This is a genomic window from Streptomyces sp. ASQP_92 (assembly GCF_025399895.1).
Taxonomy (GTDB): Bacteria; Actinomycetota; Actinomycetes; order Streptomycetales; family Streptomycetaceae; genus Streptomyces.
Map to the genome: position 1 here is coordinate 361,113 of NZ_JAODUA010000004.1, position 24,987 is coordinate 386,099.

Sequence of the window (24,987 nt, forward strand, 5' to 3'; positions counted from 1 at the left end):
ATCCGTATGTCTGTCGGTCCCGCACCGCGGCGGGCCACGCTTCCCGGCCGGTGTCCGCCGAAGCGAACCCGCCGCACCTGTGCCGCCGTTGTCGGCGAGGTCATGCCGCGCTCTTGCCCGGCTGGTCCCCGTTGTGGAGCAACTCCTCGAAGAGCGCGCGATAGTGCACCATCGCGCCGCGCAGCTCCTCCGTCGTCGCTTGATGACTGCTGCTTCGTTCATTGACGTCATGGGCGGCGCGATAGTGCTCCAGCGTCCGACCGTGCTCGACCGACAGATCCTTGAGCTGCTGCTCATAGCCTTCGGTCGGATAGCCCCGCTCCCCCATGAGCGTGGTGACGAGCCGGTCGGCGTCGTGGACCGCGTCGTCGGGCCGGTCGACGAACTGTTCCTGCACACGGGCCCAGTCCAGGGAGTAGCGGTCGCGGACCTCGGCGGGCAGGGGCCTGATGTCCAGCGCGTCGTGGCGTTCCTGGCGCTCGCGCAACTCGTGCTCGCCGGCCCGACGACTGTTCTGCGCCTCTACGGTGCGCTCGTACTCGGGGCCGAACCGCTCCTGCAGTCTGCGGCGGCGCGCCATGGCCACGCGCGCTGCCACCGCGCACGCGATGAGCACCAGCGCGACGGCGACAATGATGATGATGACGGTGAGGGACATCGAGTCCTCCGCTCGTTGGCCGGCCCGGCGCGGCCCCGCGAGCCCGGCCGACGCCCTCACGCGGGGCCCGCGGCCGCACCCTCACCCAGGGGTGGACACACACCAAGACCTACGGATGTCGTATCGCGGACCTTCTTCTCCATCGCTGGCGCCGTCGTCCGCCGACGGCGCGCCCGGCACGGGACGGGACCGCCCCTCCTCGCCCCGCAGGATCACCCTGACGTCCGCGAGGGTGGGCTAAGTCGGGAGAGTCGTGATCGCACACGGCTCCCATAGCTGTACGGCAGTCACCTCCGCCCCATACGGACGCTCTGCCTCCGCTTCCCATCGTGCTCCTCGCGGCTCCCCAGAACAAGGAGTCGCGTCACCGCGAACGTGACGGGACGGCGCGACCACGGCTCACCGGTCCGTGGGAGCGCCCAAGGAGGAGGGGGTGCCGTCACACCCTCATCCGCGGGGACCGGCACCCGGGAACTGTGTGGCATCCGGATCGGAGGAGGACGGTTCGGCTTCCCTCGCGAACCCCGCCGGGCGGGAGCCGGCTGCACGGAGGACGCCGAACCACTGCTCGGCGCCGTATGCCTCGAACCGCTCCACCTCGGTGAACCCGAGTTTCGCCGCCAGGCGCATCGAACGGACGTTGGCGGTCTGGGTGTAGAGCACCACCGGCTCACCCGGAAGCATACCGGCGAACCAGTCCAGTGCCGCGGCGCATGCTTCGGTGGCATAACCGCGTCCCCATGTGTCCGGCAGGAACAGGTACCCGAGCTCGGTCTCCCCGGCCGCCAAGCGGTGCTTGGGACGCTCAAGGTCCTGGGGGTCGAGCTGGATCGTGCCGATCGTCGTTCCGTCGAGCTCGACCACGAAGAAGCCCGGGCGCCTCCCGGGCACCTCGGGCACCTTGCGTTCGAGTTCGGCACGCGGCCGAGGGCCGCCGAGGTAAGTGCCCACCTCTGGCGAGGCGTTCAGCTCGATGACGGCCGCGCGGTCCCGGACCTCGGTCTCGCGGAGTACCAGCCGCTCGGTCCTGATCGGGGCCGGTGGCCAGGGCAGGGATCTGTGCTGGGCCATGCCGGCCAACCTAATGAACGGGTTCGGAAGCGATCAAGACTCGCCGGGGCCGGGGGCCCGTCGCGCCAACCCGGGCCACACCGCCCCAGCCCGCACCACGCCAACCCGGGCCCACCCAGCCCGCGCCGAACCAGGCGGAGGCAGCCGACCATCCGCCGCCTACCCAGACAGGCTCACCGCGACAGGGTGACGTGGAAGGACGTGCGGCCGGGGCGGCTGGTGACATCGACCTCTCGCGATGGCGGGCCGGGGTCCGTCGGCGCCCTAAATGCCGAAGTCGAAGGGGGTCTCTTCCGCAACACTCACCGGTTCCGAAACGTTGCGAACACCTGATGTGTCCAACTCCCAGGCTGTCCAGTCGAGTTCATCCAGATGTACGGGATCCGGGGCCCGCCCGCCCTTGCGCCCGGTTACGCGGCGGCGCCTACCCGGACCGCGCCGGACGCGCGAGGGGGTGATTGACGGCGCCGGGGGTTCCAGACCCTTCGTGGCGAGGTCGGCTGCGGACGTCAACTCCACTTCCGGAGCGGGGTGTTGGGCGATACCGACGCAGTCTCGCACCACGTCGACCAGCTCATGCAGACGGTGCACATGAATATGGTGCACGGCCTCGCCGACAATCCGGCTCGCGTCGTCCGCGAGGGCCAGGAAGGTGGGGTGGAAGGCGTACTTCCCCAGCTTGACCCCTGCCTCCAGCGTCTTGTCGCCGCGGGCCAGATCGGTGACGAGGGTGGCCGCCCAGCCGGCGGGCGCGGCGTTCGGAAGCATCAACCGCCCGAGCACGTCGATGGCGTCGGCCATCTGGACCTCGCCTGAATGCTGTACACCTGAATACTGGTCACCTGAATGCTGTGCACCTGACGGCCGCTCGCCGAGATGTCGTACGTCGAGTTGCTGTACGTCGGACCGGCCGCGCACGCCGAGGGGCCCGAGGTCGGCCGCCGCCCAGCTGTGCGCCCGCACGTGCAGGGCTAGTTTGAGGGAGTTGCGAACCAACTCCTCCTCGGCTGCGAGGCCGACGGGGCCAACGGGGCCAAGGGGTGCGCGTCCGGGCACGTCGGTCGGGCCGGATGCGGTGGGCGCGCTGTGCCCCATGGACGCGTGCGACTCCCCGGGCACGTGGGACTCCCCGGGCGCATGAAGCCCTACGGGCGAATCCACTCCCGCCATCGCCCGTGTCTGCCCGACCAGCACCCCCAAGGCCCGGGCCTTTCGTTCCGGGTCCAGCGGATTTCGCCGCAGCTCCCGAGCCGCGTAACGGGCGGCCCGCAGGACCGCGCGGGCCTGCCGGTCGAACTGCTCGGGCGTAACAGGCCACCGAGGTTTCCCCATACGGTCATGCACGCCGCTCCCCCTCCCAGGCCCACCCGGACGGCAAGCGGGACGGGCCAATAGCCCCAGAATGCCCCGAACCGAGCCAGTGGGTCCAGGCACGGAACGACCTCGCTACGGCAGCGAGGCAGCGGCCCGAGGGCCGGACGCGGGCCGCGATGGACCCCTCACGCGAGACCCGATTGATCCTTCCTCCGCCCCCGCGTCCCGCGGCGGCGGGCCCGGCCCGTCCGTCCCAGGTGGGTGCCGGCAACGCGGGGACCAAACCGCATGCCCGGCCAAGATTTCCGTAAACAGGCAGGTCGTAGCCGTGTGGTCGGGGCGCGGCAGGGCATTCGATGGCTCGGAGGTTGATAACTATGGTTCCCCTGCTTCTCGTTCTTCTCCTGGCTCTGATCCTCTTCGGCGCGGGCTTCGCGCTGAAGGCCCTGTGGTGGATCGCCGTCATCGTGCTCGTCGTCTGGCTCGTCGGGTTCATCGCCCGCCCGAAGTCAGGCAGCGCACGCTGGTACCGCTGGTAGACGCCGGCTACGTACCCATACGCAGGTGGGCTCCCCGCCCGAGTGGTTGAGGCGGGGAGCCCACCTGTGTCATGTCCAGCCGACCACCAACGCCCCACGACTACCCCGACGACTTGTCCGCCCGCCCTGGAAACATCGTGACGCGATACCCCCCAGGGGTATATAGTCCGTGGTGTGGGGCGGGGAACGGACCCCACTGACGGGATTGGGGATGAAGGTCATGGACCACGGCACGCATCACGCCGGCACCGCGCACGACCACGCCGCGCACCAGCACGCGGGGCATGGCGAACACGACCACGCCGGGCACGGCGGAACGTCCTGGAGGATGGCGGCGCAGGCCACCGTGCACTGCCTGACCGGGTGCGCCATCGGCGAGATCCTCGGCATGGCCGTCGGTACCGCCCTCATGTGGGGCAACGCCGCCACCATGGTCCTGGCGATCATCCTGGCGTTCGTCTTCGGCTACTCCCTCACCCTGTTCGGGATCCGCAGGGCGGGCCTGGACTTCAAGACCGCGATCAAGGTCGCGCTCGCCGCGGACACCGTCTCCATCGTGGTGATGGAACTGGTGGACAACGGCATCATCGCCCTCGTCCCCGGCGCGATGGACGCCCATCTCGACGAGACGCTGTTCTGGACCTCGCTGCTCGGCGGATTCGTCATCGCCTTCCTGATCACCACCCCGGTCAACAAGTGGATGATCGGCCGGGGCAAGGGCCACGCCGCCGTACACGCCTACCACTGACGCCACCGCCATCAACGGCTCGGCCGGGGCGCCCCTGTGACAGCGGGGGCGCCCCGGCCGCGTCTACTGGCGCGTCCTCAGGGTCCGGAAGGGACCCCTGAAGGGTCCGGAACGTTTCCGAGCGGAGGCCGTCGACGACACCTGCCGGCAACACCACGACATCAGGCGGTCGCCGCGACGCCGATGCCGATCGCGATGAACAACCAGCCGGTTGCCAGTTCCCGGCGTCGGCGGAACGCGGGGCGGTCCAGGAGGGCGCGCAAGCGTGTGGCCATGGCGACCAGGGCAAACCAGTAGCCGACACCCATGAGGATGTCCAAGGTGCCGAGGAGGAAGATCTGCCGACTCCTCGACCCGCTCCCGTTGACGAACTGCGGCAAGACGCTGAGGAAGAACAGCGCCGCTTTGGGATTGAGCACATTGGTGAGCAGGCCCTGACGGAAGCCGGACCACCAACGGCCTCGGGCCGGGGCTGCGTTCGTGGACTCCTCCCGCCCGCAGGCTGGGGCTGCGTTCGCGGACTCCTCCCACCCCGGACGCTTGGTCAGGCAGACCGAGGGCGCTCCCCCGGCGGAACGCCGACGGGCGGCGGCCCGGCGTGCGGCCAGTACGGCCCGGACGCCGAGGTGGACCAGATAGGCCGCGCCGAGCAGCTTGATGGCGTCGTACGCCACGGGTGAGCGCGCGGCGATGAGCGAAAGGCCGGTCGCGGCGGCGAGCATGTGCACGCACAGTCCGGCCTGAGCGCCGAGGCCGGCGGCCCGGCCCTTCGCCGGGTGTTCGGTCGCCGACCGGAGCACCACGAGGAAGTCCGGCCCGGGCACGACGTACGCCGCCAGCACCACACCGAGGAATCCGACGAGGTCGACCGTCATCCGCTCTCCGTCCGTTCATCCCCTCAACGACCGTCCACAGCAAGCCAGTTCACCCAGGGGGCGAGGCGAGCGGTGCAGACGTCGCTCCGGCACCGGCCCCTCACGCCTGCCCCGCCACACGCGATCCGAACCCGGACCGGCGGTGAACGTCGAGGAGGCATGGACCAGACGGAGATCGGCCGCTACTGCCACAAAACACCCTCATACGTCACGTCGTCCAATAGACGACAAGGGGGTTTGTCATCCATTGGATGACGTGCTACAACGGTGGCAGTGAAGCGCATTGGCGGGTCCAACCCAAGCCTTCTGGAGGTGTTTCGCGATGTTGATGCGCACTGACCCCTTCCGTGAACTCGACCGGCTCGCCCAGCAGTTGACCGGTGCAGGCACCTGGACGCGCCCCTCGGCGATGGCGATGGACGCCTACCGGGAGGGCGACGAGTACGTGGTGGCCTTCGATCTTCCAGGCGTCAGCGCGGACGCGATCGACATCGACGTCGAGCGGAACATGCTGACCGTCAAGGCCGAGCGCCGCCCCGTGACCAAGTCGGACGACGCCCAGATAGAGCTCTCCGAACGGCCGCTGGGCGTGTTCTCCCGCCAGCTCGTGCTGGCCGACACCCTCGACACGGAGCGGATCGAGGCCGACTACGACGCGGGCGTCCTCACCCTGCGCATCCCGATCGCCGAACGGGCCAAGCCCCGCAAGATCTCCGTCGGCGGAGAGTCCACCCGCAAGGAGATCTCCGGCTGAACCAGCCATCCCGGGAAGCACGCCGGAGAGATCCCGGGGGTCACGCGAGGGCGCGGGGCGGGCACCTGGTCTCCGCCCGGCCCGTCCCGCACCCCTCGGACCGGGAGAACCCCGGAACCCCGGATGGATCGCGCAACGAGAGAGCGAAGAGAACATCGGGCCCGGAGAGGCGGTGGCTGGTGTGACCCTGCGATGGGAGGCGTTCCTCGACCAGGTCAAGGAACGCGGCGATTACAAGAGCGTTCAGGAAGCGGACCGCGCGGCCCGTGTCGTTCTCGCCCTGCTCGGCGCCCACCTGGTCGGCAGCGTACGGGCCGAGCTGGCAGCACGTCTGCCGGAAACCTTCGCCCTGATCCTCCTCAACCCGCTGCAAAGTGCCGAACCGCTCTCACCGGAGCGCTTCGTACGGGCCACCGCGGCCTGGATCGAGGGGGCCACCGAAGCAACCGCGGCCTGGGACGTCAGCGCCGTGCTCAGCACCGCGGCCGACGCGGCGGGCGATGCGCTGATGCAACAGATCCTGCTCCAGCTCCCCGCCGGGTACGACCTCCTCTTCGGCCGCCCCCAGCGGACCTGACGACATCGCGCCTATCCGAGCGGCACCGACGATCGACGAGAGCGGTCAGTCACGCGGGGTGCTGCCGTGCCAGTCCAGTATGACGACGGTGGCGTCGTCCTTGAGGTTGCCTCGGCAGGCGTCCAGTACCGCCGACGTCAGGACGCGCACGGCCTCCCGGGGGTGGGAGGACCGGGTGTCGCGTACCAGGGAGGGCAGATCGACGGCTGCGGCGCCACGTTCCTGCATGCCGTCGGTGAGCAGGATCAGACGATCACCCGGGTGCAGTCGCAGGTTCTGGAGCTGGTACGAGGTGGGCGCCGCCACGCCGAACGGCAGGTTCACGGCGAGCTCGACCTCCTCGGCCTCGGAAGCACCCGCCCTCAGGCGCAGGGGCCAGGGGTGTCCCGCGTTGACCAGTTCGCACATGCCCGTCTCCAGGCGGACGCAGAGCAGTTGTCCGGTGGCCAGGCCGCGACCGCTGGCCAGCAGGGCTTCGTGGGCGCGCTGAGCCTGGTGGAGGGCGTCGCAGCCGGTTCGGCGAGAGCCGCGCAGCGCGGCTGTGACCAGCGTGGCCAGGAGGGCGGAATCGGTGTCGTGCCCCATGGCGTCGGTGATGGACAGGTGCAGCGTGTCCCGGTCCAGCGTGTAGTCGTAGGTGTCGCCACCGATGTCGTCGGCCGGGACCAGCCCTGCGGCCAGGGTGAACTGAGGGGCCTCGCAGCAGGAGGCCGACGGGAGCAGCTGGTGCTGGATCTCGGCGGCCAGGCTGGTCCGGGTGGTGCGCCGCCCCACGTGATAGAGGTCGGTGAAGCGGCGGTCCGTCACGATGATGTACGCCAGCGCGTGCGCCGCCTCGCTGATCTGTCCGAGCACGGCGTCGTCGGCGTACTGCAAGGTCACTTCCAGCACACCGATGCAGTCGCCGCGATTGGTCACCGGCGAGATCACGCGTCGGCCGCCCTGGCCGTCCGGTTCCACGTGCTGGCGCTGCCGACGCAGCACGGTCTCGTAGACGCTGCCTTGCAGATCGAGTTGCTCGGCGGGGTCCGCCCACCCTCCCTCGGCGGGCGCGCTCAGGCGCAGCAGCCGCTGCCCCACGAGGTCGACGAACAGGAATGCCACACATTCCGCGCCGAAGCGCTTGCGCAGGTCGTGGGCGATGACGCCGACCGACTCCCCGGGCGGCGCGGATTCCGCAGCTGCCAGAAGCTCGCCCAGTTCCAGATCTCTACCACCCATGGCAACCTCCCATCACCTGTCGCCTCTCATTCCCCGGGATTCGCCGACCTCACCCCGCAAGTCCGCGACTCCCTGATCAGGTGCCCTTTTCAAATGAGGTTGACCGGCGTGGATCCTGTGTGGCAGGGCTGCGGCCTCGTTGCGTCAACTCTGATCACGGGCACGGCAGTTGGAGACCATGCGGGATGCGGTTGGGTTCACCGTAGGCGACGATGACCAAGAGGCCGGTGACCAGCGACCGGGACCGGCGGCCGGTGACTGGCGGCGGTGGCCGGCGGCCAGCGGCCCGGCGGTCGGTGGTCGGTGGCCAGCGTGGTGGTCGTCGCGGTGGGCGTCAGGCCGTGGACTCGACCCCGAGTTCCGTGAGCAAGGCCCGGACGCGTTGCTCGATCCGGTCGCGAATCGGGCGGACGGCGGCCACACCCTGTCCCGCCGGGTCGGCCAGCTTCCAGTCGAGGTACCGCTTGCCGGGGAAGACCGGGCAGGCGTCGCCGCAGCCCATGGTGATCACCAGGTCGGACGCACGCACCGCCTCGGTGGTCAGCGCCTTCGGCACTTCGGCGGAAATGTCGATGCCGGTCTCCCGCATGGCCTCGACCACAGCGGGGTTCACGGCGTCGGCCGGGGCGGAACCGGCCGAGCGGGCCACGACCCGGGCCCCGCCGAGGTGGGCGAGGAAGGCGGCGGCCATCTGCGAGCGGCCGGCGTTGTGCACACAGACGAACAGCACGGACGGCACGCGGACGGATGGGGGCGAGGCGGAGGGGACTGAGACGGACCGGGCTGGGGCGGACGGGCCTGGGGCGGTCGGGCCTGAGGGAGTGCTCACGAGTCGCTCTCGAGTTCTTCGTTGGCGCAGGTGCGCGGATGGGCAGGTGGCAGGTGGGCATGGGCAGGTGGGCGGGTGGGCTGCGCACCTACGGGACGTGGGGGTACAGGGCGGCGCGGCAGGTACGCGAAGGTGGCGGAAGTGCGCGTCGTACGACCGGAGGTGCCGGGACCGACGGGCCCGCGGATACGGGCGCGGCGGACCGGAGGCGGCTCAGCGGTCGGAGGCGACCAGATCGTCCTCACGCTCGTGACCGTCGTGGGGAACCTGGGGAACCACCACCTCACCCTCCCCCATGTCAGGGGCGTGTCGGCCGAACAGGACGGCGACCAAGCCCAACCCAACGACAAGACCGACGAGTTGGGCACCGACGAACGGAAGCACGGAGCCCGGGGCTATGCCGGCGAAGGTGTCGCTGAACATGCGGCCGACCGTGACAGCGGGGTTCGCGAAGCTGGTCGAAGACGTGAACCAGTACGCCGCGCCGATATAGGCGGCGACCGCGACCGGCGCGACATGTGCGCGGCCGGTGCGGGCCAGGCCGAAGATCAGCAGGACGAGCCCGGCGGTCGCCACCACCTCACCGAGCCACAGATGCGGAGCCCATCGATCATGGGTGGACCAGGCGACGAGGCGCTCGGCGAACATGGCGTCGGCCAGCACCGCGCCGCCGATCGCCCCGGCGGTCTGGGCGCAGACGTAGGCGCCGACCTCGCGCACAGTGAGACGCTCCCCCGACCGGCGTCCGCTCCACCAGGCCGCCAGGGTGACCGCCGGATTGAAGTGGGCGCCGGAGACCGGGCCGAGCAGGGTGATCAGCACGCCCAGTCCGAAGACGGTGGCCAGGGAGTTGGCCAGAAGCTGCACTCCGATGTCCTGGGAGAGCTTGGCGGCCTGGATGCCCGAGCCGACCACCACCGTCACCAGGGCGCCGGTCCCCGCGAACTCGGCCGCCGCGCGGCGGACCAGCGGAGCCGCCGCGGTCATCCGGCCTTCTCCGGCGTCATCGCCGCAGGGGCGACCGGGGCCCGGAGCAGCGAGGACAGCCTCGCCAGAGCAGCGGGCAGAACCCAGTAGTAGACCCAGGTCCCCCGCCGCTCGGAGCCGACAAGGCCGGCCTCGCGCAGCACCTTCAGATGGTGGGAGATCGTCGGCTGGGACACGTCGAACGGGCCGGTCAGGTCACAGACGCACGCCTCGCCGCCCTCGTGCGAGGCGATCAGCGAGAGCAGTCTCAGCCGTACGGGGTCCGACAGCGCCTTGAACATCCGCGCCAGGTCGACGGCTGCTTCTTCCCCCAGCGGCTCGCGCACGATCGGCGAACAGCAGACCGTGTCCTCGCACTCGCTCTTGTCCTTGTCCCGCTGGAGGACGACCAGCTCCGATTTCGACATATGTCTATGTTGACAGTCATCTAACTGGAGAGCAAGCTCGCTGGACCCCCAGGTGAGGCCTGGATGATGACGGCGACCCCCCGGCGGGCCGGACCCCCGGTCAGGCGGTCGGAAAGCGCACAGGCATGCCTCCCCCGCCCCGCCCTCGGCCATCACACGTTCACACACTCCCGCTACTCTCACCCCGGCCTTGCCGGACCCGGCGCGCACCCAGAGCGGGGTGGTCGCGCGCGCGGAGCCGGACACGGACACGGGCACGACTGCGAGTTGCGCCTGTGACCGCGACCGTGGGACGGACAGAGGGAGGAAGCCTCACGTGGGTGACGGGCACCAGGAGCGGCAACAGGAGCAGCACCGGCAGACGGGAAGGGTCGGGCTGGCCACGATCGCCCGGGAGTGGGGGCGGATCGGGTGCGTCGGCTTCGGTGGCCCGCCCACCCACATCGCTCTGCTGCGCCAGTTGTGCGTCGAGCGGCGCGGCTGGATCGGGGCCGCCGAGTTCGAGGACGCCATCGCCGTCACCAACCTCCTGCCCGGCCCGGCTTCGACGCAGTTGGCGATCTTCACCGCCCGGCGGCTGCGCGGCCCGGTCGGCGCCTTGGTGGGCGGGTTGTGTTTCATCGTCCCCGGCCTCGTCCTCATTCTCGTCCTGGCGGCGCTCTTCCTCGCCGGCAGCCCGCCGTTGTGGGTGCGCGGTGCCGCCGCCGGGGCCGGAGCGGTGGTGGCCGCGGTCGCCGTGCGGGCCGCCGTGGCGCTGGTGCCCGCCAGTTGGCAGCGCGCCGGTGCGGCTCGCGCGGCCCGGGCCCGCTGGCTCGTCTACGTCCTCGGCGGGGCCGCCGCCGCTCTGGCCGGTCCGTGGCTGGTGCTCGCCCTGATCGCCGCCGGATGCGTCGAGAGCGTGATCCGTACCCGTTCCGCGGCGAAACCGGACCGTGCCAGGGCCTGGCCGCTACCGCTCGTCCTCGCCACCGCCCCGGCGGCCGCGGGGGGTCTGTTGGCGCTCGCCTGGGTCGCGTTCAAGGTGGGCGCCCTGTCCTACGGGGGCGGCTTCGTCATCATCCCGCTCATGCAGGCCGATGCCGTGCACCACTACCACTGGATGACCGACGGCCAGTTCCTCAACGCGGTCGCCCTCGGTCAGATCACGCCCGGCCCGGTGGTCCAGACCGTCGCCGTCGTCGGCTACGCCGCCGGCGGGATCCCCGGTGGCCTGCTGGCCGCAGCCGTCGCGTTCGCCCCCTCGTTCCTGTTCGTGATCCTCGGCGGGCCCCACTTCGACAAGATCCGCGCGAACGACCGGGTACAGGGCTTCTTCACGGGCGCCGGCCCCGCCGTGATCGGTGCCATCGCCGGCTCGGCGATCCCACTCGCGCTCGCCCTCCAGCACGCGTGGCAGTTCGCGGTGCTCGGCGCCGGCACGATCTGGCTCGTCGCCGCCAGACGCGGCGTCGTGAGCACCCTGCTCGTGGCAGCCGCACTCGGCATGGTCGCCGCAGCGGCAGGGTGGCCGACCTGACGGGCATCCGGGCCGTACCGGAACATTCGGGGCTCGGCCTCGGGTACCCGGCTCCGGAAGGTCGACCGTGACGGCCCATCCCCCGGCCCCGCTCAGTCCAGCTCCAGTCCCAACGCCGGTTCCACGGGCGGAGGAAGCGGGCTGTACACCGCACGCCGGGCGTTGAAGTGCGCGAGGTGAAAGACATGGCCCCTCACCCCCAGCTCCAGCGGAGGGGGGTCGCCGACCGGAGGATGGTGGACGAAACCGTACGTCTCGTACTCCACATCCCTGAAGTGCACAGGCAGGGAGCCCCTGTTGGCGCGGTCGGCCCACTGCTGCGCCTCCTCGCGCGAGGCCCACAGAGGGCGCTCGGTGGCATCGGGCCGCCGACTGTCGATCCCCTGCACGGCGCTGAGCAGCGAGGGGGCGTAAATGCCCTTCACCCGGTAGTTCTCCAGGTGCAACGTGCGGATGACGACCGAGACGTAATGCCACCGATTGTTGCGCCGACGCCCCGTCACCCGCATTCTCTGGCCGCCGTCGCCCCAGAGCGGTGGCGTCAGCCAGACCAGCGCGCCGGGGCTGAAGTGGCGCAAGCCGGAGCGGATCTCCAGTCCGCCCTCACCGTGGCTGGTCTCCCGGGCCACGTTGGCCACCAGGCACCAGGCCAACGGGCCGTCGCCAGCTGCCTGTTCGGGCATGGGCTGTAGGTCTTCGTCGTCGTCCCCGGTGGTCGTCATGGAGGCCATTGTGGCCGGGGCCGACTTCGGGAGCGAGCCGATTTCGTACGCCGCGACAACCGTCCCGACTCCCCCGCTCCGGGGCCACGGCGACGGCGCCGAACGACCGCGGTTCAGCCCATCTTCAGGACGCTCAGCGTGCGCTCGGCCATGCGCCGCTCCCCGAGGGCATTGGGATGTACCGGCACGATGTTCTGCCCGAAGAGGAGCGGTTCGATCCAGCGCGTTCCAACGGCCTTGCAGGCGTCGTGTCCCTCCGAGACCTGCGAGAAGTCGACGTAGGCCGCGCCGGTTTCCTGGGCCGCGCGCTCGATGGCGGCATTGAGGTGAGCCTGGATGTCGCGCAGGTAGGGCACGTCCCCGGAGGCGATCGGAAGCTTCGCGAAGCAGGACGGGTCGGCGGTGGACGGCGTGATCCAGGGGTAACCCAGGGCGGCTATACGGGCGTTGGGCGATTTGGCGCGGATGTCCTGGAGCGCCTTCTTGAGCGCGGGGTACGTATGCGCGTCGATCTGGTCCTGGAACGAGGTGCCGTTCTTGTCCTTGCAGGGGCTGCCCTTGCCTCCGCTGAGGATGCCCGCGGTTCCGCACGTCGTCACGGCGTTGATGAAGGTGTTGTTGTCGTTGCCGCCCATGGTGAAGGTCACCAGGTCGGTGTCGGCACTCAGTGCGTCCAGTTGGGGGGCCACGCCCGGGTACTGGGAGCCGGCGAAGTCCTTGGTCTGCGCGGCGCCGCAGGTCACGTCCTTGAGGTGGGCGCCCGTGCTGGAGGCGAGGACGTGGGGGTAGTTCGCGGTGGAGCGCAGACAGAGCAGGTTGCCGGTGTCGATGGGCAGGACCCCGGAACCGGCGCTGTAGCTGTCGCCGAGGGCGACGTAGTTCAGAGGCGAGGCGGCGTGGGCGTCGCCACCGGTGGCGAGACCGGTGGCCAACAAACCCGCCGCGATTGACGCGGCCATGACATTACGCACCTTGGACATGTGCTCTCTTTTCTTTGCGGTGGGTTTGCTGTGGGTTTGCGGCGGGTGCGGCATGGTGGGTGCGAGTGCCGTCGTTGGACGCACCGTCGGGCCGCGCGCCATCCGTCCGCGCACCCTCGGCCGTGGAGTACGGAATGCGGGGTTACCGCGAGGTACTACCGCTAGGTAATCTGAGCCTTCGCCGACTCGCCGTCAACACAGTTGGCAACAGTTTCTGCATCCGCGTAGGCAGCGGGACTGCCGTGCCCCTCCGGCTCCCAAGGCGGCGACCCTCTTCCGGCCATCGCCCGCGTCCCTTGCGACGCACCACGCCAACACGCGTTCACTCCCCCGGCTCCGCGGCGGCGCCCATCGAGGATCCAGCTCTCCCCCTGACTGCCCGTCAAGGCCGGGAAGACCGCCGCTTCAGGGCGTACGGATACGCACCGTGTTTGGCGTCCCGCTTTCCGGCTACAAGCTGTAGTGACAGGCCGTCATCAACCGACGGAAGGAAACAACATGACGCTCGCTACGGCGTTCATCCTCGTCGCGGTTCTCGCTGTCGTGCTTCTGCTCGCGGTCGCGCCCTCGGCGCCCGCCAGGCGCAACCCGTCACCCCGCCCTCGCCGGCGCCAGGTCCGCAGGCGCTTGTCCACGGTTCCCGGCCAGCGCACCATTCGCCGTCACGCCCGCTGATCGACAGCCGCCGGACGTTCACGACCCGGACTGCTCCCCTGACCCGTAGGCGGCGTACGTTCGCGACTCGGCCCCCGACCACGTGGTTCGGGGGCCGGCATGGCGCGACGGGGCCGCAACGGACCGGAAGGCCGAGTGGCCCTGCGTCGCCACACCCCGCCGGACACCCGAAGAGCCCGACTCTCACCAGCCCGCGCTGCCGCGACGGCAGCCGCCTCGTGACCGCCATGATCCGATTGAACAGATCGGTCAGCGGCTCACCCACCCCCGGGACGAACTCGCTTATTCCGTAGGTCACTTGGGTATTCCGTAAGCCACTTGAGGCGGAGCGGGGCGGCTCGTCCTCCCGTATGGACAGCGCAACGCGGACGAGCGATGCATCGCCCGACTGAAGCAGCGACGCGGCCTGGCCGGGCGGACGGACAAGCTCGCCATTCCCTACCAGGCCGTAGTCCTCCTCACCGCCAGCCTCCCCATCCGGGCCCGGTGATGACGATGAAGTGGCGACCTTTCAGTCGTCGAAGAAGAGCTCAAGGTCCTCGACCGACCCCGGCCCGGTGAGGAAGCCCTCGGCCTTCGCGATCTGGTCCTCTGATGGCAGTTCGCCCTTCAGGAGTCCCCGCATCCAGATTTCTCCCTGCTCGCCGACCGCGTAGATGCCGGACAGCAGCTCGGTCATGCCGGCAGGATGCGCCGGGATGCGTCCGGCGACGGGTTGGAGCACCCAGCCGCCTGACCGGGCTGCGAGCCGCAGCACCCCGGCCCAGTTCGCGATCCTCCCGATGCGCACGTGCCACGAGTCCTCGGTGAACGGAGCCATCCGCCCCCCATGGAGAGGGTTGGTGGCGGCAGCGATGTCCTTGAGGGCTTGCCGTTCCGCAGCGTCACGGACCCAGCGCCCTTCCTGCGCTTCTTCGATGGCGGCCTCCCACCACTTCCACCCGTCGTCGAGTCGAGCCTCGAATGTCTCCATGTGAACAGGTTTCCATGCGCGATCCCGCAAGCATTCAAGGGGCGCTGGTCAGTGGATTGACGCATCAAGGAGACAGACCCCGAGCCACACCGCAACTGAAGCGCCGAGGCCGCCACCGGCGGAACCGTCGCCCAGCTCCAGAAGGACATGCTCGCCGGATTCGACGACGACCCCGCCGGCGAACCACCCGCACCGCCGACCGACATCTACAGGGAGGCGCCGTCCACACCCGACGGGTGTACTGCACTGCTCAGCGGATCGGGCTTGCCCAACTCCAGCTCCCCGACCTTCTGGTCCCCGCTCGTCTCCCCGGTCGGCCGGAACCCCAGCCCCAGGTAGAAGCCCTCGGGGCCGTCGTCGCCCGGGTGCCAGGTGGTGGTCAGTCGGGTGCCACCGCGGCGGCGGATTTCGGCGGCCACCGACTCGACCGCGAAGCGACCGTATCCGCGGCCCTGTTCGCCGGCCGCGATGTTGAGCCGCCACAGTCCCGAACGGATGTCGGCGCCTTTGCCATCGCCCGCGAAGTCGATGTCGAGGAAGGCCATGAGGAAGCCGACCGGCCTCTCACCGTCGAAGATGAGCCGGGGCCAGGCTGTGTCCGGGTATACGTATGCCTCGGCCAGCGACTTCATCACCGGAGCCACCAAGTGCTCCTGGTCGGGGCGGACCTTCAGGCCGATCGCGACGTCGAAGTTGGCGGCAGTGACTGTTTCCAGGCGGAGCAAATTCGTCATGCGGAAACCGTAAGTCTACGGATCAAGTGGTTTTCCTGAGGGCACACACCCCGTCGGCGATGCTCGCCGACCGCCCTTGGTCCCCGGATGCAGATGGGCTTCGATATGCCCCGCGGGGCTGCGGCCCGGGACGGAGTCAAGCGGCGCGATCTCGGCCTGGCTCATGTGATCGCGGCGCCGGAGCCCTCTCCTCAGCCGCCCTGCGGCCTCACCACGGGACGGTCTCGCCGCGGCGATCCAGGAATTGCAGGCCAGTCACCCCGGCCTGCTTTTCGAGGACGTCCACGACCGCCGGGATGCTCTCCCCCGGGCTCAGCGGGGCGTCCGGGCCGCCGAGACGGGTTCGGTTGTGACCGGGGTCGATCAGCAGCTTGGTGTGGCCTCATCGGCGTGACGGGTGGCGTAACTGCGCATCAGTTGGTTGAGCGCCGCCTTGCTGGCCTTGTAGAGGTCGTATCCGTCCTCCGTGTTCCGCGAGATGTTGCCCGTGTCTTCTCCGGCGGTCAGCACCGCGATGTCGTCCTGATGGGCTTGCTCGCCGAGGAGTTCGCCCGACTTCACCCGCCGAGCGAGTGACATCCTCCGCCCCCGCTATCAACCTGGGTCATACAACGCGGAGTTGAACGCCAGGCGCAGTCGTGGCCAGAAGTTCGGACAGAGGTACTGACGCGGCTCGTCAGCGTTCCTAAGATCTGTCACATCGCCGCACCCCGACGGAGGCCGGTGGAAGTGACCGAAGAAGCGACCCAACTGGCGATCGCCGTAACGACCGATGGAGCGCCGCCCCACGTAGGCCCCCGATCGGGGCCATTCCGCCGCCCGGGAGGAGGGCCGGTACCACACACCCTGCGCGCCTTGAGTGACTCGCAATCACGCTCACCCCACTAGTACTGATCCAGCACCACCCACCCGAAGGGACCCTCGTGCAGATCCGACGCCGCCCCCTCCTCCTCTCAGGAATGCTCGCCGCCTCCGCGACTCTCGCCCTTTCGGGCACCGCGGACGCCGCCGTCGTGAAGCTCAGCCAGGCCGCCGCCGCCTCCCAACTCGCGGCAGCGGGCGTGACCCACAGCTCTTCCGGCGGGTGCACCACGCGCTCCGATTCCCACTGCACCTCCTACGAGCAGATCAACCAGGCCACCGTGGACGGACTCAAAACCCTGAAGTCGGCGAGCGGGTGCGCCATCAACGTCACCGGCGGCACCGAGGTCGGCCACGCCTCGGGGACGTACAGCCACTACAACGGCTACAAGGCCGACATCGCCCGCAACTCCTGCGTCGACGGCTATGTCACCCGCAGTTTCACCCACATCTCCACACGCGGGGACGGCGCCACCCGTTGGCGCTCCTCGGCGGGCAACGTCTACGCCAACGAAGGCTCGCACTGGGACATCACCTACTGCGGCGGCAACACCTCCTGCACCGCGGCCGCCAGCGCCTGAGGCCACGTCACATCAGGGGTTGCTGATGACCACCTTGCCGAACGGTGCACCGATGGCGTAGTGCCAGTAGGCGTCGACGGCGTCCTCGAAGGCGAAGGTGCGGTCGATCACCGGCCGGATCCGATGCTCTTCGATGAAGGCGTTCATGGCGATGAACTGGGCACGGCTGCCGACCGCCACCGTGCGAATGGTGGCGCCGGAGGCGAAGAGCGCCTGGGGGTCGAGCGGTGTCACGGTGCTGCCGACGAATCCGACACACGCGATCGTGCCCGAGAGCGCGATCGCGCGGACGGACTCGTGCAGCAGCCCGGCGACGTCGAGGATCCGGTCCGCGCCGCGGCCTCCGGTGAGCACACGGACCTCGTCGGCCCAGTCGGGTGTCGCCGAGTAGTCGACGACCGCGTCGGCACCGAGGCATCGCAGCCGCTCGGCTTTGACCGGTCCGCTGGTCGTGGCGATCACGCGCGCACCCAGCGCCTTGGCGAACTGGAGAGCGAAGAGGGAGACGCCGCCGGAACCCTGCACCACCACGGTGTCACCGGGCCGTACACCTGCCCCGTCCCCGGTGAGCGCGTTCCACGCCGTGACCGCCACGCACGGCAGTGTCGCGGCCTGCTCATACGTCAGGTGCTCGGGTATCGCCACGAGCGAGGCCACATCGACCAGGGCGAAGTCGGTGAGCATGCCGTCCAGCGAGCCGCCGCGCTGGTCGAGGTGCTCGATGGCGAACGGCCCGTCCTGCCACGAGGGGAAGAGCGTCGCGGCGACCCGGTCCCCGACACCCACCGTATCGACGCCCGGCCCCACGGCCGCCACCTCACCCGCCCCGTCGGAGACGGGGACGACGTCCGGCTTGACCGGCAGGACGTACGTTCCGTTGAGCACCATGAGCTCGCGAAAGCTCAGGGACGTCGCGCGGACCGCCAACAGGGCCTGGCCCGGGCCAGGTTCGGGGATTTCGTGTTCGCGTACCGCGAGCCCGTCCGGGCCGGCCCCGCTGTGTGAGAGGTGGTAGCTACGCATCAGGCGCATCGGACTGTATCCCTTGATCGAGGTGACGGCAGGTACGTGTGCTGAGATCGACTGACGGCTCGGCGCTCATGCCCCCTCTGGCTCGAACTCGGATGACTCGGGCTCGGTTCCGGACTCCGACTCCGACTCCGACTCGGCAGCCAGCGGAACCTCGCCGGCCGTCTTGCTGAAGCCGAGCGCCTCCACGATCCGACCGTCGGCCACACGCATGACGTTGACGCCGCTCACCCACTCCTCGGGCCCGGCCCCGAAGCGGTAGCTCCACACGATGGTCGCGCGGTCGCCGGCCACGATCACCTCCTGCGGGGTGAACTGTGTCGCCCTGTCGTCGACGAGCGCCGCCCACCACCGGGTGCACGCCTCGCGACCCACGACCCGCTCTCCGCTCGGCGCGGGCTGAACGCTCTCCATGACGCAGTCCTCGGCGATCAGGTCTACGAGGAGGTCCGCTTCCCGGTCGGTGAAGGCGCGGTTGAAACGATCGATGACCTCGGCGGTGCTGCGCACAGGCATGACATCTCCTCAAGTACCCAGTGAGTGCTGGGCAGTTGTCCCGGAACTCGGTTGGTTTCGAGTGGCACCAAACAAGTAGACCGATCGGTCTATGGCTTAAGAGATAGACCGGTTGATCTACCGTGTCAAGTGCTGGCACAATCACGCCATGAACACTGCCGCCAAGCCGGGCCCCCGCGAGCGACTCCTGTCCGCCGCCCAGGAGTTGACGTACACCCAGGGTGTCGGAGTGGGGGTGGACGCCCTGCTCAAGGCGGCCGGAGTCGCCCGTCGTTCGCTGTACGAACACTTCGGGGGCAAGGACGGCCTCATCGCGGAGGTGCTGCGCCGCAGCTCCGCCGAGGATCTCGATCAGTACCGGGCCACCATGGCTTCGGCCGGGGACGAGCCCCGAGCCCGGTTGCTCGCCGTCGTCGACCGACTCAACCTCATCGCCGCCGCGCCCGACTTCCACGGCTGCCGCTACCTCGCCGCCGACCTCGCCCTTACGGAGCCGGAGCACCCCGGACACGAGGTCACCCGGGCCTATCGGCGTTCCCTCCAGGGTCTGTTCGCGGACGAGTTCGTCTCCCTTGGGCATGTCCATCCGGAGTTCTCCGCACAGCAGTTGATGCTCCTCGTCGACGGCCTTCTCGCCGCCGGCGCGACCCGCCCCGACCTCGCACCCGCCGCCTCCCGGGAACTCGCCGAGCACATCATCGACGCGGGCGCCAAGTGAGCCTGGGCGTTGGCTTATTGGCGTTCCGCGCCCGGGGACGAGGGACCTGCGCCCGTCAGCGCACCACGCGGTAGCGGAGGTGGACGACCCTTGCGCCGAACGTGCGGTTCTCGACGAGTTCGAGATCCACCCGGCGCTCGTGTTGAGGGAAGAACGGGATGCCACCGCCGAGCAGGACCGGGTAGACCCTGGCCCGGTACTCGTCGATCAGATCCGCCGCGGCCGCCTCGGCGGTGAGCGTCGCGCCGCCGATCGCGATGTCCCCCTCCCCCGGCTCGGCCCGCAACCGCTCGATCTCCTCCGACAGGCTGCCGGAGGCCAGACGCGCATGGCCCCGCACCGCCGACAGCGTGGTGGAGAACACCACCTTGGGGAGCCGCCTCCAGAGCGCGGCGAACTCGCGCGTCGGGAAGTCGAGGGACGGGTTCTGGTCGACGGTCTCCCAGTACACCATCGTCTCGTACAGCCGCCGCCCCAGCAGGTGGACGCCGAGCCCCCGCACCTCGTCGGTCGCCAGGCGAAAGACCTCCTCGTCGGGCACCGTCCAGTCGAAGCCACCGTCCGGCCCGACGATGTAGCCGTCGAGCGAGACACTCATCGAGTAGGTCACGCGGCGCATCGGCAGCCCTCCTTGACGACAGGCTTCGACAGTACGACCGCAGGACGCCACAGGCCGTAGGACACGGGGCTCCGCTCGGAACACGAGGCCCGAGGGCCGGGGCTCCGGAGCCCCGGAATTCGAGACGCATCGCGATCCTCGTGATCCTTTCGGATGCATCGCGACCCTCGCGGTCCTTTCGGCCGAGTCACCTCAGGCGATCAGCTCGTTGAGAACTCCTCGCCGCTCCACGGGCTCGGCTCGAAGCAGCAGAGAGGACGGGACGACCGGTGCCACGTTTCTGACGAACCGCGCACCGGGCGGGCGCCCCCTCCTTCGCACCTCCCCGATCGCCATGGCCACGACGTCGGGGTCCTCGGAAAGGATCCGCGCACGGTTGCCGACCGTGGTTGCGAGGAGGGTCACGTACTCACCGCTCGCCACGGCGTGGACGGCGGCGGTCCCTGCCGGGTTGCCGGTCCTGTTGCCCGTCGCGTTGCCCGTCATGGTGTTCGCCGTACCGCCCGTCGTGTCGCGCGCCGGGACGACGAGGACGGTCGGGCGACGCAGGGCCGCCCAGTCCGCCGCGAGGTCGCCGTTCACCTCGTCCGTCTCGACGACGACCTCCGCGCAGTCCCGCGCACTCATCCTGACCGAGCGGCCTGGGCCGGCCGGGATCCGCATGGACCACCCATGTCTGCGGAACCGCCTGCGCACCCTCTCCCTGCCCGCGGCATCCAGGACGGAGACGGGGTAGGCGCCGTCGATCAGCACCAGCCCGCCGATCGACTCCGGGTACTCGGCCGCGTAACACAGGGCGATCGTCGCCCCATGGGACCAGCCGACCAGGATCGGACGCCTCAGCGCGGTCGCTTCGATCACACGGTCGACGTCGTCGACCGCGCCTCGCAGCGAGTAGTCCGACGAGGTCCCGGATGCGCCGCGTCCTCTCGCGTCATAGGTGACAGTGCGGTACTGACCTGCGAGCCGGCCGATGACGCGCTTCCACTGGCGCCGCGTGGAAAACCCTCCGTTCACAAAGAGCACCGGGGGGCCTGAGCCGAGCGTGTCGACACCGCGCAGCCGGGTGTCGGCCGCCTCGACCGCGAACTGTCGTGCCATGGGAACCTTCCGTTCGTAGGGCGCAGACGCCGATCGGTGGAGGAGTGGGTGGACAGCGGAGGGGATCGGCCCGCGGGCTCGGACAGCCGTCCCCGCCCAGATCTGGCCCACATCGGACCGGGCTGCCTACGAGTCAACGATGGCCGTACGCGACGCCTCGAACAACGGCCGGTTCGACAACGACCGTTGAACCACGTTCAACGCCGCGGGCCCCTGCCTTCGTCTGCCGACCGTGCTCGCTTTTCGCGCAGTTCCCCGCGCCCCTTAGCGGTACTGGTGCTGGCCTGCACCGGGCATTTCAGCCCGTCCGGCGTTTGAGGACGAGCGCCGTTCAGGCGCGAACGGGGTCTGGGGCGGAGCCCCAGGGGGCGCGGGGCTCCAACTGGCGCCAGGTATCTCCTGGTTGACGGTGCCCGCGCCGCTCAGCCCGGGGCGATACGGCTGAGGCTCTCCCAGGATCGATACAGCTCCGTCCGGGCCCGGCCCATCTCCATGACGTGGTCGAAGGACTGGCTGCCGACTATCAGCCGTCGGGGCGGGTCCGGCAGTGCGGCCAGTTCCATGATGACCGGTGCGGCGGTCTCCGGCTCCGGAGAGACGGCGTCTCCCCACATGGCCTCCATCTCGGTGCGCACGGACTGATACTGCGTCAGGGGTTCGGTGGCCGTGGTGCCGGCGGTGAACAGGCCGGTGTTGTAGCCGCCCATCTGCACGATGGTGACCTTGACCCCGAAGCCTTCGACCTCCATGGCGAGCGCCTCGCTGACCGAGTCCAACGCGGCCTTGCCCGCTCCGTAGAAGCCGACGGTCGCCATGCCACCGCCGGTGCCCATCGAGGTGACCTGAAGGAGCCGCCCCCCGCCTTGGGCGCGCAGATGAGGCAGGACCGCCTGGGTCACCCACAAGGCGCCGAAGAAGTTCACATCCAGATGGGCCCGGATCTGCTCCTCCGTGGCCTCCTCGACCATGCCGTAGAGCATTCCGCCGGCGTTGTTCACGACCACGTCCAACCTCCCGAACGCGGCTACCGCGCGGGCGACCCCGTCGAAAACGCCCTGCCGATCGGCGACATCCAGGGAGAGCGGGACCAAGTGGTCGGGGTACTTCTCGGTCAGGTCGTCCAAGGGGCCGACGTTTCGCGCGGCCGCCACCACACGGTCCCCCGCCGCCAAGGCCGCCTCGGCGAATGCCCTGCCCAGGCCCCTGGATGCACCGGTTATCAACCAGACTCGCGCATGCTGCGTCATGGCACCTCACCCTCAGTAAATGAAACGGCCCGTCTCGGTTCGTTTCCCGTTCGTTGCCGAGGCTAGGGCATTTCCTCCTCGGGAAGCAATACGAATCGTCTCGTTTCACAACGGGGGTACGCTGTCCGCATGCCCGACGAGATGGGGCCGGGCCACTCCCGGCGCAAGGAACGGTCCCGGCAGGCGATCCTGGCGGCCACCCGCGCCCTGGTCGCGGAGGAGCCGTACGAGAAGGTCACCGTCGAGGCCATCGCCGCCCGTGCGGGCGTAGGCAAGCAGACGATCTACCGACGCTGGCCGTCCAAGAGCGCGGTCGTCTTCGCCGCGCTGCTGGCGCTGAGCGAGGATGCGGACGGGGAGTCGATCACGCTGCCCGACACGGGAGACGTCGAGGCGGACCTCAAGCTCGTGATGCGTGCGTCGGTGGAGGAATTCGCCGACCCGTCCTTCGACCGGCTGATCCGGGCCCTCACCGCAGAGGTCGCCACTGATGCCGCGCTGGCGGACGAGTACCGCGAGAAACTGGCCAAGCCACTGGACAAGGCGAAGAAGGCGCGTCTGCGCAGCGCTCAGCGGGCGGGGCAACTCGACGCCGAAGCCGACCTGGACCTGGTCCTCGAAGTCCTCTACGCCCCGCTCTTCCAACGCTGGCTGCATCGCAGCGGGCCCCTGACCGCCGCATACGCCGACTCGCTCGTCGACGTGACCCTCCGGGCTTTCGGCCCCTGAACTCCCGTCACGGCCGGCGGCACAGCGCCCCGACCGTGCCTGCGGGGCAAGGCGACGCGGGGCTCACAAGCCGCAGGCGCCGCCGTCCTCCGTGCGCGGCCAGTGCCGTCCTTCGACCGCTTCGGCGCTGCGGTTGAGGCGGGCCAGGGCGTCCTCCAACTGCCGCACCTCCTCGGGGGACCAGTCGGCCACCACCTGCGCCAGGCAGGACCGGTTGACCTCGCGATCCGCGGCGAGCCGGCGACCGCCCTCAGCGGTGATGCGCAGCTTGCGGGCCATGCCGCCGTCCGGATCCGTGACACGCTCGGCCAGTCCGCAGCGCAGAAGCGCGGCCGTCTGCCGGTTCACGGTGGAGGTGTCGAGGCCGAAGGCATCCGCCAACTGCCCGATGGACATGGGGCCTTGAGTGTCGATCCGGCTGAGCAGCAGGTAGGCCGACCGATCGAGGCGTTCGGGGTCGCGCTCGCGCCGGGCCAGCACCTGGTGCCGCGACAGCAGCATCAGCTCCCGCTCCAGTTTCTCCAGCACCGCGCCTCCCGCTCCTTCCGACCCGCTCCCTCCGGCGCACCATTATCGCGGACCCAGGAACCGGTGAGGCTCCCCAGGGGGTCCGAAGACGGCTCCCCCGGGTGGCCAGGGCCTGCAATATGCATGATACATAAGCTGTGTACTATGCACTTCTGCTGTCATCCCGATGAGCCACAGCCTCAACCCGGAGGATCCGCATGACCGACACCGCACCCACCGCATCCCGCGCGGCCGAGATCCTCTCCCGGCCCATCACGCTGAACGGGCTGACCGTCCCCAACCGCATCGCCATGGCTCCGATGACGCGGATGTTCTCCCCCGGCGGCGTGCCCGGCGAGGACGTGCAGGCGTACTACGCCAGCCGGGCCGCCGCGGGTGTGGGTCTCATCGTCACGGAGGGCACCTACGTCGGTCACGACTCCGCCGGGCAGAGCGACCGCGTGCCGCGCTTCCACGGCGAGGAACAGCTCGCGGGATGGTCGAAGGTCGCGGCGGCCGTGCACGAGGCGGGCGGCACGATCGTGCCGCAGCTCTGGCACATAGGCATGGTCCGCAAGCAGGGCGAGGCCCCGTACGCCGACGCACCCGCCGTCGGCCCCTCGGGCATCCGTGTCGACGGCACCGAGGGCACGGGCAACGCGATGACCCGCGCCGACCTCGACGACGTCATCGGCGCGTTCGCCGACGCCGCCGCGGACGCCGCGCGCATCGGCTTCGACGGCGTCGAACTGCACGGCGCCCACGGCTACTTGCTCGACCAGTTCCTGTGGGAGCGCACCAACCGCCGCACGGACGAGTACGGCGGCGACGCGGTGGCCCGTACGAAGTTCGCCGCGGAGATCGTGGCGGCCGTCCGCGAACGCGTCCCGGCCGACTTCCCAGTGGTCTTCCGCTACTCGCAGTGGAAGCAGGAGGCCTACGACGCCCGGCTCGCGCAGACCCCGCAGGAGCTGGAGGCGATCCTGGCCCCGCTGGCCGCGGCCGGCGTCGACGTCTTCCACGCCTCCACCCGGCGCTACTGGCTCCCGGAGTTCGAGGGCTCGGACCTGAACCTGGCGGGCTGGACCAAGAAGCTCACCGGCCGCCCGACCATCACCGTCGGCTCGGTCGGTCTCAACGGCGACTTCATCCGCTCCTTCGCCGGCGAGGGTGCCGCACTCGGCGACATCGACAACCTCCTGGACCGCATGGAGCGCGACGAGTTCGACATGGTCGCCATCGGCCGGGCGCTGCTCCAGGACCCGCAGTGGGCGGCGAAGGTCCTCGGCAACCGTTTCGACGAGCTGAAGCCCTACGACCCGGCGGCGCTCACGTCGCTCAGCCGCTAGCCGCAGCCGGCTCGCGGACGCCACGTTCGCCGAAGCCGACGTGTGAGGGAAAGTGCCGGTCACGGCCTCGCGTTGAGGACTGTGACCGGCACGGTCATGTGGGGGCGGCTACGGGGGCAGGCCGAGCCCCGAACTGCCGACAACGTCAAT

29 protein-coding genes are annotated in these 24,987 nt (G+C 69.8%); 10 read left to right on the forward strand and 19 right to left on the reverse strand.

What is annotated here, in order from left to right:
• Positions 1-100: 100 nt before the first annotated feature.
• The 3 genes from N4G70_RS13600 to N4G70_RS13610 all read right to left on the reverse strand — a co-directional run bounded on the left by N4G70_RS13600 (position 101) and on the right by N4G70_RS13610 (position 2,824).
• Positions 101-658: a hypothetical protein gene (locus N4G70_RS13600; RefSeq protein WP_261712854.1), complete on the reverse strand. Its 558-nt coding sequence runs from the start codon at positions 656-658 to the stop codon at positions 101-103.
• A gap of 447 nt (positions 659-1,105) precedes the next feature.
• On the reverse strand, positions 1,106-1,729 hold the full coding sequence (locus N4G70_RS13605) for a GNAT family N-acetyltransferase (RefSeq protein WP_261712855.1): 624 nt from the start codon (positions 1,727-1,729) through the stop codon (positions 1,106-1,108).
• A 264-nt stretch (positions 1,730-1,993) separates the two neighbouring features.
• Positions 1,994-2,824, reverse strand: coding sequence for a hypothetical protein (locus N4G70_RS13610; protein ID WP_261712856.1), 831 nt, complete (start codon positions 2,822-2,824; stop codon positions 1,994-1,996).
• 596 nt (positions 2,825-3,420) lie between these two features.
• Between N4G70_RS13610 and N4G70_RS13615 the strand changes: the two genes are divergently transcribed.
• Positions 3,421-3,582: a hydrophobic protein gene (locus N4G70_RS13615; protein WP_261712857.1), complete on the forward strand. Its 162-nt coding sequence runs from the start codon at positions 3,421-3,423 to the stop codon at positions 3,580-3,582.
• A 220-nt stretch (positions 3,583-3,802) separates the two neighbouring features.
• Entirely contained in the window at positions 3,803-4,330 is a 528-nt protein-coding gene (locus N4G70_RS13620; protein ID WP_261712858.1) for a DUF4396 domain-containing protein, read from the forward strand.
• 161 nt (positions 4,331-4,491) lie between these two features.
• Here N4G70_RS13620 and N4G70_RS13625 read toward each other — a convergent pair whose 3' ends face one another.
• A complete protein-coding gene (locus N4G70_RS13625; RefSeq protein ID WP_261712859.1) occupies positions 4,492-5,205 on the reverse strand; it encodes a LysE family translocator in 714 nt (237 codons plus the stop codon).
• Between the two features lie 322 nt (positions 5,206-5,527).
• Between N4G70_RS13625 and N4G70_RS13630 the strand changes: the two genes are divergently transcribed.
• Both N4G70_RS13630 and N4G70_RS13635 read left to right on the forward strand, forming a co-directional pair.
• The gene (locus N4G70_RS13630; protein ID WP_261712860.1) at positions 5,528-5,959 is read left to right on the forward strand and encodes an Hsp20/alpha crystallin family protein; all 432 of its coding nucleotides are present in this window, start codon (positions 5,528-5,530) and stop codon (positions 5,957-5,959) included.
• 181 nt (positions 5,960-6,140) lie between these two features.
• Positions 6,141-6,536: a DUF2267 domain-containing protein gene (locus N4G70_RS13635; RefSeq protein ID WP_261712933.1), complete on the forward strand. Its 396-nt coding sequence runs from the start codon at positions 6,141-6,143 to the stop codon at positions 6,534-6,536.
• 45 nt (positions 6,537-6,581) lie between these two features.
• Here the strand turns inward: N4G70_RS13635 and N4G70_RS13640 are convergent, their stop codons facing one another.
• The 4 genes from N4G70_RS13640 to N4G70_RS13655 all read right to left on the reverse strand — a co-directional run bounded on the left by N4G70_RS13640 (position 6,582) and on the right by N4G70_RS13655 (position 9,902).
• Positions 6,582-7,757 carry a PP2C family protein-serine/threonine phosphatase gene (locus tag N4G70_RS13640; protein ID WP_261712861.1) on the reverse strand — a complete coding sequence of 392 codons (1,176 nt, stop codon included), beginning with the start codon at positions 7,755-7,757 and terminating at the stop codon, positions 6,582-6,584.
• A gap of 334 nt (positions 7,758-8,091) precedes the next feature.
• Positions 8,092-8,496: an arsenate reductase ArsC gene (locus N4G70_RS13645; protein WP_399035317.1), complete on the reverse strand. Its 405-nt coding sequence runs from the start codon at positions 8,494-8,496 to the stop codon at positions 8,092-8,094.
• Positions 8,497-8,799: 303 nt separating this feature from the next.
• Positions 8,800-9,573, reverse strand: a complete 774-nt coding sequence (locus N4G70_RS13650) for an aquaporin (protein ID WP_261712862.1) — start codon at positions 9,571-9,573, stop codon at positions 8,800-8,802.
• Complete coding sequence (locus tag N4G70_RS13655; RefSeq protein WP_399035367.1) at positions 9,570-9,902, reverse strand: ArsR/SmtB family transcription factor; 333 nt, start codon at positions 9,900-9,902, stop codon at positions 9,570-9,572. Before N4G70_RS13655 ends, N4G70_RS13650 begins: the two co-directional genes overlap by 4 nt.
• Before the next feature lie 394 nt (positions 9,903-10,296).
• Between N4G70_RS13655 and chrA the strand changes: the two genes are divergently transcribed.
• Positions 10,297-11,496, forward strand: a complete 1,200-nt coding sequence (chrA, locus tag N4G70_RS13660) for a chromate efflux transporter (RefSeq protein WP_261712864.1) — start codon at positions 10,297-10,299, stop codon at positions 11,494-11,496.
• 92 nt (positions 11,497-11,588) lie between these two features.
• Here chrA and N4G70_RS13665 read toward each other — a convergent pair whose 3' ends face one another.
• Positions 11,589-12,218, reverse strand: a complete 630-nt coding sequence (locus N4G70_RS13665) for a hypothetical protein (protein ID WP_261712865.1) — start codon at positions 12,216-12,218, stop codon at positions 11,589-11,591.
• 113 nt (positions 12,219-12,331) lie between these two features.
• Positions 12,332-13,198 (reverse strand): SGNH/GDSL hydrolase family protein, encoded by an 867-nt coding sequence (locus N4G70_RS13670; protein ID WP_261712866.1) that lies wholly within the window; start codon positions 13,196-13,198, stop codon positions 12,332-12,334.
• Positions 13,199-13,696: 498 nt separating this feature from the next.
• Here N4G70_RS13670 and N4G70_RS13675 point away from each other — a divergent pair, with 498 nt between their 5' ends.
• Positions 13,697-13,873, forward strand: coding sequence for a hypothetical protein (locus N4G70_RS13675; protein ID WP_261712867.1), 177 nt, complete (start codon positions 13,697-13,699; stop codon positions 13,871-13,873).
• Positions 13,874-14,384: 511 nt separating this feature from the next.
• Here the strand turns inward: N4G70_RS13675 and N4G70_RS13685 are convergent.
• From N4G70_RS13685 to N4G70_RS13695, 3 genes are all read right to left on the reverse strand, one after another.
• Complete coding sequence (locus N4G70_RS13685) at positions 14,385-14,846, reverse strand: hypothetical protein (RefSeq protein WP_261712868.1); 462 nt, start codon at positions 14,844-14,846, stop codon at positions 14,385-14,387.
• A 206-nt stretch (positions 14,847-15,052) separates the two neighbouring features.
• Positions 15,053-15,580: a GNAT family N-acetyltransferase gene (locus tag N4G70_RS13690; protein ID WP_261712869.1), complete on the reverse strand. Its 528-nt coding sequence runs from the start codon at positions 15,578-15,580 to the stop codon at positions 15,053-15,055.
• A gap of 363 nt (positions 15,581-15,943) precedes the next feature.
• Complete coding sequence (locus N4G70_RS13695) at positions 15,944-16,159, reverse strand: hypothetical protein (RefSeq protein ID WP_261712870.1); 216 nt, start codon at positions 16,157-16,159, stop codon at positions 15,944-15,946.
• Between the two features lie 380 nt (positions 16,160-16,539).
• Between N4G70_RS13695 and N4G70_RS13700 the strand changes: the two genes are divergently transcribed.
• Entirely contained in the window at positions 16,540-17,022 is a 483-nt protein-coding gene (locus tag N4G70_RS13700; RefSeq protein WP_261712935.1) for a hypothetical protein, read from the forward strand.
• A 12-nt stretch (positions 17,023-17,034) separates the two neighbouring features.
• Here N4G70_RS13700 and N4G70_RS13705 read toward each other — a convergent pair whose 3' ends face one another.
• Both N4G70_RS13705 and N4G70_RS13710 read right to left on the reverse strand, forming a co-directional pair.
• Complete coding sequence (locus N4G70_RS13705; protein WP_261712871.1) at positions 17,035-18,054, reverse strand: NAD(P)-dependent alcohol dehydrogenase; 1,020 nt, start codon at positions 18,052-18,054, stop codon at positions 17,035-17,037.
• Between the two features lie 66 nt (positions 18,055-18,120).
• Positions 18,121-18,567, reverse strand: coding sequence for a nuclear transport factor 2 family protein (locus tag N4G70_RS13710; RefSeq protein WP_261712872.1), 447 nt, complete (start codon positions 18,565-18,567; stop codon positions 18,121-18,123).
• Positions 18,568-18,715: 148 nt separating this feature from the next.
• Here N4G70_RS13710 and N4G70_RS13715 point away from each other — a divergent pair, with 148 nt between their 5' ends.
• Positions 18,716-19,285 carry a TetR/AcrR family transcriptional regulator gene (locus N4G70_RS13715; protein WP_261712873.1) on the forward strand — a complete coding sequence of 190 codons (570 nt, stop codon included), beginning with the start codon at positions 18,716-18,718 and terminating at the stop codon, positions 19,283-19,285.
• A gap of 55 nt (positions 19,286-19,340) precedes the next feature.
• On the opposite strand, the gene N4G70_RS13720 is transcribed toward N4G70_RS13715, so the two are convergent.
• The 3 genes from N4G70_RS13720 to N4G70_RS13730 all read right to left on the reverse strand — a co-directional run bounded on the left by N4G70_RS13720 (position 19,341) and on the right by N4G70_RS13730 (position 22,252).
• On the reverse strand, positions 19,341-19,904 hold the full coding sequence (locus N4G70_RS13720; protein ID WP_261712874.1) for a dihydrofolate reductase family protein: 564 nt from the start codon (positions 19,902-19,904) through the stop codon (positions 19,341-19,343).
• 192 nt (positions 19,905-20,096) lie between these two features.
• Positions 20,097-21,005 carry an alpha/beta fold hydrolase gene (locus N4G70_RS13725; protein WP_261712875.1) on the reverse strand — a complete coding sequence of 303 codons (909 nt, stop codon included), beginning with the start codon at positions 21,003-21,005 and terminating at the stop codon, positions 20,097-20,099.
• A 422-nt stretch (positions 21,006-21,427) separates the two neighbouring features.
• A complete protein-coding gene (locus tag N4G70_RS13730) occupies positions 21,428-22,252 on the reverse strand; it encodes an SDR family NAD(P)-dependent oxidoreductase (RefSeq protein ID WP_261712876.1) in 825 nt (274 codons plus the stop codon).
• A gap of 129 nt (positions 22,253-22,381) precedes the next feature.
• On the opposite strand from N4G70_RS13730, the gene N4G70_RS13735 reads away from it, so the two are divergent.
• Complete coding sequence (locus N4G70_RS13735; protein WP_261712877.1) at positions 22,382-22,981, forward strand: TetR/AcrR family transcriptional regulator; 600 nt, start codon at positions 22,382-22,384, stop codon at positions 22,979-22,981.
• A gap of 63 nt (positions 22,982-23,044) precedes the next feature.
• On the opposite strand, the gene N4G70_RS13740 is transcribed toward N4G70_RS13735, so the two are convergent.
• Positions 23,045-23,482 carry a MarR family winged helix-turn-helix transcriptional regulator gene (locus N4G70_RS13740; protein ID WP_261712936.1) on the reverse strand — a complete coding sequence of 146 codons (438 nt, stop codon included), beginning with the start codon at positions 23,480-23,482 and terminating at the stop codon, positions 23,045-23,047.
• Between the two features lie 224 nt (positions 23,483-23,706).
• On the opposite strand from N4G70_RS13740, the gene N4G70_RS13745 reads away from it, so the two are divergent.
• Entirely contained in the window at positions 23,707-24,837 is a 1,131-nt protein-coding gene (locus N4G70_RS13745) for an NADH:flavin oxidoreductase (protein WP_261712878.1), read from the forward strand.
• Positions 24,838-24,987: the final 150 nt, after the last annotated feature.